At 54.0% G+C, this 11195-nt stretch carries 9 protein-coding genes; 6 read left to right on the top strand and 3 right to left on the bottom strand.

What is annotated here, in order from left to right; translation table 11 throughout:
* Positions 1-215 precede the first annotated feature (215 nt).
* A complete protein-coding gene (locus R6U67_RS02930) occupies positions 216-2141 on the bottom strand; it encodes a heavy metal translocating P-type ATPase (RefSeq protein ID WP_410251165.1) in 1926 nt (641 codons plus the stop codon).
* An 88-nt stretch (positions 2142-2229) separates the two neighbouring features.
* On the opposite strand from R6U67_RS02930, the gene R6U67_RS02935 reads away from it, so the two are divergent.
* Positions 2230-3357: a precorrin-8X methylmutase gene (locus R6U67_RS02935; RefSeq protein WP_410251166.1), complete on the top strand. Its 1128-nt coding sequence runs from the start codon at positions 2230-2232 to the stop codon at positions 3355-3357.
* Between the two features lie 59 nt (positions 3358-3416).
* Here R6U67_RS02935 and R6U67_RS02940 read toward each other — a convergent pair whose 3' ends face one another.
* On the bottom strand, positions 3417-5090 hold the full coding sequence (locus R6U67_RS02940; RefSeq protein WP_410251167.1) for an alpha/beta hydrolase: 1674 nt from the start codon (positions 5088-5090) through the stop codon (positions 3417-3419).
* A 119-nt stretch (positions 5091-5209) separates the two neighbouring features.
* Between R6U67_RS02940 and R6U67_RS02945 the strand changes: the two genes are divergently transcribed.
* A complete protein-coding gene (locus R6U67_RS02945) occupies positions 5210-5398 on the top strand; it encodes a hypothetical protein (RefSeq protein WP_410251168.1) in 189 nt (62 codons plus the stop codon).
* Between the two features lie 73 nt (positions 5399-5471).
* Entirely contained in the window at positions 5472-6143 is a 672-nt protein-coding gene (locus R6U67_RS02950) for a DUF3318 domain-containing protein (protein WP_410251169.1), read from the top strand.
* 180 nt (positions 6144-6323) lie between these two features.
* Here R6U67_RS02950 and hpf read toward each other — a convergent pair whose 3' ends face one another.
* The gene (hpf, locus tag R6U67_RS02955) at positions 6324-6956 is read right to left on the bottom strand and encodes a ribosome hibernation-promoting factor, HPF/YfiA family (RefSeq protein WP_410251170.1); all 633 of its coding nucleotides are present in this window, start codon (positions 6954-6956) and stop codon (positions 6324-6326) included.
* 310 nt (positions 6957-7266) lie between these two features.
* Between hpf and lipB the strand changes: the two genes are divergently transcribed.
* The 3 genes from lipB (at position 7267) to ureE (ending at position 11102) form a co-directional block, all read left to right on the top strand.
* Positions 7267-8019, top strand: coding sequence for a lipoyl(octanoyl) transferase LipB (lipB, locus tag R6U67_RS02960; protein WP_410251173.1), 753 nt, complete (start codon positions 7267-7269; stop codon positions 8017-8019).
* 347 nt (positions 8020-8366) lie between these two features.
* A complete protein-coding gene (locus tag R6U67_RS02965; protein ID WP_410251171.1) occupies positions 8367-10619 on the top strand; it encodes an ATP-binding protein in 2253 nt (750 codons plus the stop codon).
* Positions 10620-10622: 3 nt separating this feature from the next.
* Positions 10623-11102, top strand: a complete 480-nt coding sequence (ureE, locus tag R6U67_RS02970; protein ID WP_410251172.1) for an urease accessory protein UreE — start codon at positions 10623-10625, stop codon at positions 11100-11102.
* Positions 11103-11195 lie beyond the last annotated feature (93 nt).

Consider the following 11195-nt stretch of genomic DNA (forward strand, 5'->3'; position numbering starts at 1 on the left):
GCGGGCGAATTTGTTGAGATAGGTATCAAGCATGGTGATAGGGAACAGGGAACAGGGAACACCGGAACTGGGAACACCGGAACTGGGTACACCGGAACTGGGAACAGGGAACAGGGAACAGGGAACAGGGAATAGGGAATAGATAGTCTTGAATTAAGATGCACCTCATCATACTGGGAACCGCTATCTTGTTCGAGACTATCAACCTCTTAACTTCAACCTCTCAGTAGTCGTAGGCCGCTCAACGTGACCATCACCGTGGAGCCTTCATGACCGAGGACACCAAACGGTAGGGTCATATTGCCGGCAAAATTCAGCACTAACAAAATCACCACAAAACTCAGAGAAAAGACAATGTTTTGCTTCACCACCCGCTGAGCTCGACGGCCTAAACGAATCGCTTGTTCTAATCGTTCCAGGCGATCGGCCATCAAGACAATGTCAGCGGTTTCTAACGCCACATCGCTACCGGCAGCACCCATGGCAATGCCGACGGTGGCCTGAGCCAAGGCCGGGGCATCATTGATACCATCGCCCACCATGCCGACGGTTTGATACTGTTGCTGGAGTTGACGAATCACCTCGACTTTATCTTCGGGTAACAGCTCGGCATAGACCTGATCGACGCCAACTTGCTGGGCAATGCCATGAGCCGTGCGCGGGTTATCTCCTGTGAGCATCACCACCTGCTCCACGCCGAGCTGTTTGAGATGAGCCACGGCTTGGGCGGCCGCCGGTCGAACGATGTCAGCCACAGCAATCAGCCCCAAAACTTCTCCGGCTTGAGCAACCCAGACCACGGTTTTGCCCTCGGATTCCCATTGCTGGCTTTGGCGGATCAGATCCTCAGAAATGTCTTTGACCTGGGTCTCAACGATAGCCGGTTTACCCACGACGGCTGGCTGACCCTCCAGGTCTGCGGTAATACCTAGACCTGCCTGGGCCTGGGCGTTGCTGGCGGTTGTCCAGGTCAGGTTTTGCTGACGGGCGGCCTGAACAATTGCGTCGCCAATGGGATGTTCGGATAGGCTTTCTAGGGCGGCGGCTACCTGCCAGAGTTGGTCGGAGTCGGGCTGAGTGGCGATCGCGTCCACGACCTGAAGATTCCCGGTGGTCAGGGTCCCGGTTTTATCAAAGGCGATGGCCCGGATGCGCCCAATTTGCTCTAACTGGGCTCCGTTTTTGAAAAGAATGCCTCGCCGCGCCCCGTTCGCAATGCCTGATAGCAGGGTGGGCATAATCGAGGCCATCAGGGCGCAGGGGGAGGCCACCACCAGAAAAATCAGCGCCCGATAAATGGTTTCTTCCCAGGACCAGCCCAGCAGCAAGGGCGGTAGTGTGCTTAGCAAAATTCCGGCGATGACAATCACCTTGGCGTAGCCCCGCTCAAACCGTTCAATAAACTGCTGGGAGGGCGGTGCTTCTGTCTGGGCCTGCTGCACCAGTTGGATGACTCGCTGAATTAAGCTGCTTTCGGGCGGCTGATGAATCCTTAGCCGCAGCGCTCCCTGGCCATTCAGGGTTCCGGCGAAGACGTCATCACCAACGGTTTTTTCGACGGGGACGGATTCTCCGGTAATGGAGGCTTGGTTCAGGGTACTGCTTCCTTCGACCACCTGGCCATCCGTCGGCACCAGTTCGCCGGGCTTGACCAAAATGCGATCGCCAATCTGGAGGCTCGTAATGGGAACCATCTGTTCGCGATCGCCCTCAAGCCGTCGGGCTGTATCTGCTGTTAACCCCATTAGTCCCTGGATACTGCGCTCGGTGCGCTGCATGGCATAGCCTTCGAGGGCGCCACTGATGGCGAAAATCAGAATTAGGACGGCTCCATCGACGAGTAGGTAATACTCCTGTTGCCACAGCCCCAGGCCGGCTGCCCCCAGGGCGGCGACGATCATCAGCAGGTCGACATCGAGTTCTTTGTCTTGCACCAGGGTGCTTAAGCCGTCCCTGGCACTGTCAAACCCGCCGATGATGTAGGCCGCCGTCAGGATGAACAAGGCTCCTCCTACCCAGCCGAGGTTGAGGGCCTGCCAGCCCAGGAAGACCAGGACGGCACAGGCGATCGCAGCGGTCGCCTCTCGATGGTCTTTCCATACCCTTAAGTCAAGGGGAGCCGCAAGAGCTTTTGAAACCATGGTCTGACGTATCCATAAGATTACCCTGACAGCTTAAACCTTGACATTAGTGTTAATGTCAAGGTTGTCAGTTAACTCAGAGACCGATATGACGACCAAACATCTGACGACTAAACATCTGACGATTAAAGAACTCACAGATGCGGTGGGCGCTGGCGTGACTCCCCGCATGGTGCGGCATTACCATACTCTGGGCCTGCTGCCTCAACCCCAGCGGTCTCAAGGCAACTATCGGCTGTATACCCAGCAGGATGTGCAGCGGCTTCAACGGGTGATGGCCCTGAAGCAGCAGGGATTTCAGTTGTCTCACATTCGCCAGCTCTTGGATACCCATCCTCAAACCCGCCTGGATTCAACCCTGATGACTCAATTGCAGCAGCAGTACCAGACTGTGATTCAGCAAATGACCCGACTGCGGCAAACGGCAGGGGCATTGGAGGGGTTGTTGGGACGCGATCGCAACTGCCAGAAGACCCAGGCCGAAGCCCTGGCGCAACTGAAACAGTTGGATGTGGAGGCTCAGGCCCAATTAGGACAACTCGATCCCTTCTGGAGTCAGCTCGATGCCGAGGCCACCACTCACCCGGAACGGTTTGAGGAGTCGCTACACCGCTTGTTGCCGGATCTGTCTCACTATTGCGAAATCACCGTTCACCTGCTGCATCAACTGGTGCTGGCCTGTGGTGATGTCAGTCTGGCCAGTTTGGTGCGCGTGCCTCAGGGGGCCGTCGCCGCCGCCCGAACGGCTCTCAAGGGCGGTTGTGCGATCGTCACCGATGTCCCCGCTGTCGCCGCCACGCTGGACCAGACGCGGCTGGCTCATCTGGGATGTTCCATTACCCCCCTGATTGATGACCCCCACCTTGCCGGAGTTGACGACGCTGAGCAGGCGTTTTGGGGGGATGACCTCTGGCTGCAACGGTTACAGGACACTCCGGCCGGCTCGATCCTCGTGATTGGCTATGCTCCTTCGGTCTTACTGAGGGCCTGCCAAGGGATTAAGCAAGGAAACCTGCAACCGGCCCTCGTCATTGGAATGCCCATTGGCTTTAGCCATGCGCCTGTGGCTAAGCGCCAGTTGATGGCTCTGCCCGTGCCTTATCTCACGATTCAGGGTAGCCTCGGGGGAGGACTCCTGGCGGCTGTCGCGCTCAATGCCTTGCTCGAAACCCTGATTGAGAAACCCGATTGCCACTGCTACCTCACTCGTCCTTAGCTTGGGCGATCGGGTTTGCCGAGGGCGATCGTCAACGTTACATCAACGTTACACCAACGTTACAGATGATGGTTGGCCAGGGAATCCGGGGCAGGGACGCCATCAATGAGGCCTTGCACCAAAAATAAGGAAATGGGGTCTCGGCTCATTTCTTGGGCGTAGGCTGCATTCAAGTACTGGGCAAACTCATCATCGCCGACGATATGGGTTTGCAAAAAGGCCAAACTCAAGGCTTTGACATAGCTTTGGGCCAAGTCTGGATTGGGGCCAATGATACTCGGGGGCAGGGCAACGCTATCCTGTGCCGAACTGCCGATGACTGAGAAATGAGTGGCTTGTTTGAGTAAGACGAAATACCGCTCGGGAACTTCTAACCAGGCAAAAGGGGGGATTTGTTCGGCGATGGGGGGCGCAACCGTATCGGCTCCCCCAGACACCATCATCACGGGTACGTCAATTTTGCCGTAGCCTTCTTGGCCAAACAAGGCACTGCCAATGGGATTGAGGGCAATCACTCCCTGAACTCGGGCATCACGAAAGTCTAACTGACTCTCTGAGATGGAATTGGCTAATTCCAAGGCTCGACATTGTAGAAATAGGGAGACGTTCCAGGATCGGTTTTGTTGAGTGATGCCACAGCGACGTTCGAGTTCGGGAAAGTTGATGGTGGCCCCGCCTAGGCTGAGGGCGGTGTAGCCGCCAAAGGACTGGCCAATCACGCCCACTCGGTCAAAGTTGAGGCGATCGCGCAGTTGGCGATCGGTGATGGCCTGTTTTTCTAGGCTATTGAGCGCAAAGCTGACATCGAGGGGGCGATCGATAAACTCCCGAGGACGGGCAATTTCCTGGGCGCGGCCTCGTAACAAGGCTTCCATATGTCTGGCACTACTGCCGGCATGTTCGGGAACGATCACGGCAAAGCCGTGGGAGGCTAAATGTTCGGCCAGATATTGGAAGGACTCTCGATTTGAGCCTAAGCCGTGGGAGATGACCACAATGGGGGCAGATTGAGCTGGTCGGGGGAGGTACAAATCAATCCCAAAGGAATATCCCCAAGGGGGGGTGCGATCGCCATCACGCAGGTTTAAGGAGGTCACGTCCCAGGAAGAGTCTCCCAACTCGCTCAAATTCTTCAAGGGACTGATTAACTCACCGTTGTCTTGGGCTTCTAACAACGACTGATTCTCAATCGTGGCTACGGCCTGGTTATTGTCTCGGATTAACCCCTGTAACTCCTGGGCCATACGCAGGGTTTGGTTAAAATCCAGCCGTACGGTCTCTGTGGGAAAATAGCGCAGTACATTGAGCAAGGTCAGGCCCTCTGCCTCATCAGCGGCGGCTAAAATCAAGGCTGAACGCAAGCCTAAATATCCCGATCGCCCCGATCCCAATTGAATCGCTTGACCGAGTCGCTGTAAGAGGGCTTCTCCTTGAGGGGTGTAGAGAAATTGGGAGATGGCCACGGCATCCACGTCAGCCCGCGCTAATAAGGCGTCACGGATGTTGACTCTCAGTTCAGGAGGGGCAAAGCGAATGTAGGGGGCTAAGTCCCGTCCGATCTCGCCGGTTCGGGCATAGGTTTCTAGGGCGTTGACGGAGATGGAGCGCTCAAATAGGCTATAGCTTGCTGTAATCTTGTCGGCCGTCAATCCGGGCAGGCTAACAGTGAGAACAAAACCACCGAGGACCAGTCCAGAGAACAGGAGGGACAAGCGGAAGCGTGAGCGTTGCATGAGGGTGATGGGACGAAGGGAGTGGGAGCTATTCGCCTTTAGCTTAGCGCAGAGCTACTGTCTGACAGCCTCAGGCACGGGATTTGCTAGAATGAGCCTTAACCCCTCCCGTTGTCCCCATGCGAATTGTCTCGGATTCTCTGCTCTTTCGTTGCTTTGTGGTGGTGGTGGGCTTAACCCTAGTTATTTGGATCTTGCGAGGTCTGACGGTGTTGAGCTTTATGCCGGGCTTGGTTCTCTGGCTTGGGATTTTCCTGTCGATCGCCTTGGGGCTACTGACGGCCTGGCAAAGCTCAAAACGCTGGTAATTTGCTAGGATTTAAAGCATAGACTCGTTAGCAATCTGTTGACTCTGCCGACTACTGCCATATTTCTGACATTATGACCTCCTATGTAACCTCGGCTGCGAAAGCTGAAATTAATGAATTACGTCGTCTTCGAGGACTGTTACCCCCGGAACTGCAAAGTTGGGTAACGGTTGAGAAAACGACGGAAATTGACCCTCCCTTGCTTCGTTGTGAGGAGTTGAGCCGGGATGAGGTTGAAATTGCCATCGATTTGGTGAAGTGGGAAAATTTGGCCCTGGACCAGCGCAATTTGCTGTTTTGGCATGAGGTGGCTCGCATCCAAAACGATACGATTCCCCGTGAAGGCTGGGAAATGGCAGCGCTAGCGATTGGTTTGGGCGGCGCTGTGGGCGAACTCTGGGTTCAAGATGGTGTTCTACTGCTGTTGGCGTTAGGACTCTGTGGTGTGTCGGGGTATCGTCTCTATCAGAAGAATAACAGCGACAAGGCTCTGCAAGAGTTGTTGGAGGCTGATGAGAAGGCGATCGCCCTCGCCAGTCGTTTTGGCTATACGCTCCCCAATGCCTATAAGAGTTTGGGCAGTGCTTTAAAAACCTTGATTGAGCAAACGCCTAAGAAACGGCTTCGTAAACAGTATGAAACTCGCCTAGAGGCGCTTCGCCGCAGTGCGTCTAAGGCCAAATCTCAATCGAAGGCGAAACGCAGCAGCCGCGATGTGACTCAAACCAGTCCCTATCAGCTTTAATCGCTACGTTCGCAAGTTCAGAGGATTGGGGTCTCGATTGGGGGTCGCCCCGCTGACCCCTTCCCCTCGGGTTGATGGAGAGGAAGGGCAACGAACGTTCCAGGGTTTGGGAAACCTTGACCGTCCTAGGTCTTGTCGAGCATCAATCAGAAGCTGAATAATCGTCTAGGAGTGATTGATCTAGGAGGCTTTGGACATTTCGTTGGCGCGAACGGCTCCGTTTTCTCCGGATTTGCGGGGTTGAATCACACCATAGCCTCCATGGTTGCGTTCATAGATGACGTTGATTTCTCCACTGTCGCGGTTGCGGAACACATAGAAATCGTGGTCAACCAGTTGCAGTTGTTCCAAGGCTTCGTCGGCGGTCATCGGCGGCATGGCAAAATATTTGGTACGCACCACTTCAGGGGGAAGTTCCACGGCGCGATCGCCGATTAAGTCTTCCGTCACGCCATCGGAGTTGGATACCACGTCCGCCAAAACCTCGGTGGTTTTGCCTTGAGTGTGCAACTTGCGATTGCGTTTTTCTTTGTACTTGCGCAACTGGCGAGCAATCTTGTCAGCGACTAAATCAATGCTGGCATACATCGACTCGCTTCCTTCTTGAGCGCGAATGACGGTTCCATTGGCGTAGATCGTCACCTCGGCTGACTGATTTGCGGCAATGCGAGGATTACGAGCGACGGACAAATGAACATCAACTTCGGTCGTCAACGTTTCAAAATGACTCACCGCTTTCTCGATCTTTTCATCGACATACTCGCGAATCGCGTCGGTGATTTCGAAATTCTTGCCTTGGATAACTAATTTCATGTCGTAAAGTTCCCGCTCGATAACCGATTTTCTAAAAAGCAAGGGGCGATCGCCCTCCGTGACCGAATATCCAAGTGGTTGCTGAAAGTCCAGCGGGGCGGGGATTGCCGCCTTCATGAGTCAGTACTCTGCTTGGAGGGTTATCTGGGGAGGGTGAATCTGTCCCGTTGCTTTCCTTACCCTTATTGTATTGTGAATCGTCGGGAGGCTGAACGTCCCTTTAAAATCCTTTGCAATCCTTGACAATTCGTGATTGGATTTACCGATTTTAGCCACGATTCTTGCTGAAAACCCCTTGCTTTTTTTGATGATGTTTAGTACCACCTCACGGCAACGAGTTCATATTCTCTGGTTCCAAGGCTTGATCCCTTATTCAATTGCATGGGAACTTCAGCGGTCGTTATTTGAAGCCCGCCGCGATAATCCTCAACTCGAGGATGTTTTATTGTTGTTGGAGCATCCCCCTGTCTATACCTTAGGACGAGGAGCGGATGCGAAGTTCTTACAGTTTAACCCTGAATGCTCAGACCGGGAAGTCTATCGAATTGAACGGGGGGGAGAAGTCACGTACCATTGTCCAGGGCAACTGGTGGGCTATCCCATCCTCAACCTGAAGCGACATCAACCGGATTTGCATGAGTACTTACGCCAGCTCGAAGCCAGTCTCATTCTGGCCTTGGCTCAGTTTAAGCTGCAAGGGGAACGGGTGGCCGGCCTGACCGGAGTCTGGCTGGAGGGCCAGAAAGTGGCGGCCATCGGCATTCAGGTAAGTCGTTGGATCACCTGTCATGGCTTCGCCCTCAATGTTTGCCCCGATTTACAAGGATTTCGCGATATCGTCCCTTGTGGCATCAGCGATCGCCCCGTGGGCAGTCTACAGCAGTGGTTACCGGATCTCACTGTCCCGGACGTGGTTCCCGCTATCATTGAGGCCTTTAGCGAAACCTTTCGCCTCGACGCTCAACTCAACTCAATAGACGGAGACATTCCCGAGGATCTCTGGCAGCGTCTTTTAGCCGGCCAAGCCGACTCAGAAACGTTAACAAAGACTCAAGCCTCCTAGCGATATCCTGACCCGTGCCGGTGAGGCCATCACAGCATAGCTTACAACAATTGCAAAGTTTAGGCGATCGTTTTACAAGGCACTCAAAACTCAGACTAGGATCACAGTAGAGCGATCGCCGATCTCCTCACTCTAGCCAGTCTCAACCGAATGGCACAGGAGGGAGCCATAATTTGAACCAATTGGAACATTCCATTGCCCTGGCGATCGTCCCCCCGACATCATGATGCCCAAGATCATAGCCAAGATCATGGCCATGATCATGCCCAAGATAATGCCCAAAATCGAGCACAATCGAGCGATCGCTGAGATGTTAACGCTGCTGCTTGATGTTCCTTCCCTAAATTATGGACAGTTTCCATCCCCGTCTACCTCAGCAAAAACTCCCACTCGCAACCTTTGACAGCTTGCGAGTTTGGGTTGAACAAACCGCCCGAAATGATGACGAGGAGGCCATCGTCTTAACCGAACGTGCGGTACGGGTTCATTCCCTGCCTCATGTGGGTCAATTTACCCTCGGTGTCTCGCCCCAGTTTTGCGCCATTGTCTGGGCCAATCCCCAAGATGAAACCCCACTAACCGTTGGTTTTAGCTTGGAGCGTGATCAGCTGCAAACCTTCCTCGAAGACTGTCCTCTGAAAACGCCTCAGCGCAATCGAGCTTTGAAACGACTGCAAGGGTATCAACAGCAGCCAGACTATCACAGTCAAGTGACCCTCAACTTGGCCCAATTTATCAGCGATCGCAGTCCCTCAAGACCTGCCATGCCTTCCCCTCACACCGCCAAGCCAGCCACAACCCGTCAACCCGTTGAAGATGCTCTGCAACACCATCGACAGCAAGAGCAACTCCTCAACCAAGTGACAACCCAAACCTGTCAGAGTGTTGCCCTAGCCGTGTTGATCTCCAATACGGTCGCTCGCGTCCGTCGTTTTTTAGAACTCGATCGCCTCTGTATCTATCAATTTGACAACTACAATCAGGACGACCACACCGGCACTCCCCCCGGCCGCCGCCGAGATTGCATGACCTACGAAGCCCTACGCCATGAAGGCTTAACCTCGGTTCTTTCCCGTCAACAGAGCCAACATTGGCAGTTTCTTAATCAATTCCGCGATCGCTACGAAAGGGGAGACACCCTCATGTTTGGGTCTGAGGATTACGACTCCCAACTCCCCGAAAACAGCCAAACCTATCTACAAGAGTTAGGGATTCAAAGCCACCTGAGCGTTCCCATCCGAATTCAGGGCCATCTCTGGGGAATCTTGCTGGCCCATCAATGCGATCGCCCTCGCGTTTGGCAACCCCGAGAACAGGAATTTCTCGAACATATCGCCGATCATCTCAGTGTCGCCATCTATCAAGCTCAACTCTACGCCGAAGTTCAGCAACAAAAAGAAACCCTCGAACAGCGGGTTGAACAACGCACCCAAGACCTACGGGATGCTCTCGTCACGGCCCAGGTGGCGAACCAAACGCGCAGCGACTTTCTGGCCACCGTCAGCCATGAACTGCGAACCCCCCTCACCTGCATTATCGGGATGTCCTCGACCCTATTGCGTTGGTCTTTTGGCAATTTAACCCCCAAACAGCGGGACTATATCCAAAGTATCTATAACAGTGGCGAGCATTTGCTCGAACTGATCAACGACTTACTCGATTTATCCCAAAATGAGTCGGGTAAAACCGTCTTGAGTTTTTCCGAATTTTCCCTCACTCAATTGGCTCAAGAAATGTTTTGCATGATGGTGGATCGAGCCACCGTCAATGGGGTGCATCTAGCACTTGATCTTCAGTTACGGGAACATCAAGACCGTCTCTGTGCCGATCGCGATCGCCTACGGCAGATTCTCTTTAACCTCCTGAGCAATGCCATCAAATTCACCGCCACCGGCGGCCAGGCGTTATTACGAATTTATTGGCAAGACGATCGCACAGTGGTGTTTGAAGTGGCCGATACAGGAATTGGGATTCCTGAGGAGCAGCGATCGCTACTATTCCAAATGTTCCGTCAACTCGAGTCCACCTACACCCGTCAATATGGCGGAACCGGCCTGGGCCTAGCCCTCACCAAACAACTCGTCGAACTGCATGGCGGACTGATTAAAGTGGACTCCGAAGTGGGGGTTGGCTCCAAATTTACCGTACGCCTTCCCTGTCATCGCTCGACAGGGGGTGAGGTTCAGCCCACACCCCCTCCCCCGATTCCCCTTCCCCCCCGTAAGGGCCATGTGGTGCTTGTGGCGGATCAAGAAGACGAAGCCGTCCTCATCTGTGACCTCCTCACAGCGGCGGGCTATCATACCGTTTGGATGTTGGACGGATCGACGGCCCTAGAACAGATTAAGATGTTGAAACCCGTGGCGGTGATGATCGATCGCCAACTTCCGGGGATGGATGGCTGTGAACTGATCCGGCTGTTACGTCAACTTCCCAACACCGAATCCCTGAAAATTCTCCTCATGAGTGATCCACTCGACTCTGAGGAGTTAGCTGCCTGTCAAGAGCAGGGAGCGGATATCTGTTTAATCCATCCCATCGAACCCGAGCAGCTTCTCAATAGCATTATGACACTGTTCGCCAGCCAGCCAGCGATCTGAGTTATGTCCATCGTGTTAACCCAGCGACAGCATCCCGGTGCGAGTGCGGCGATCTCAGCCGATGACTCGGCCATCTTACAGTTGAGTTTAACGGCTCAAGACCGTCAACGTAGCCGTCATCGCTTTACCTGTGATTCCGGGGAGGTGGTGTTTCTGAGGTTGCCCCGTGGTACGGTTCTCCAGGATGGCGATCGCCTCCTCGATGAGACGCAGCAGCACCAGGTGGAGATTCGCGCCAAACCTGAACCCGTCCTCACCGTGACCGCCACTAAACCCCTGCATCTGTTGCGGGCCGCCTATCATTTGGGGAATCGTCATGTTCCCCTAGAGGTGACAGCGGAGTATTTGCGGTTGTCTCCTGATCCGGTTTTGGCGGATTTGTTGCAGCATCTCGGCCTGACGGTGAGGTTACAAACCCTCCCCTTTCAGCCAGAAACGGGGGCTTATGATCATCATTCCTCCCATTCCCATGACCATTCTTAAGGTCTCTTTAAGGTTTGGACGAATAGAGATCGGCTGTTAGGGTAGAGGCAACTGTCTAAGCCAAAGGAGGGAATGTCTGTGCCACCGTTGCTT

The sequence above is a fragment of the Sodalinema sp. genome (assembly GCF_046483825.1).
Taxonomy (GTDB): Bacteria; Cyanobacteriota; Cyanobacteriia; order Cyanobacteriales; family Geitlerinemataceae; genus Sodalinema.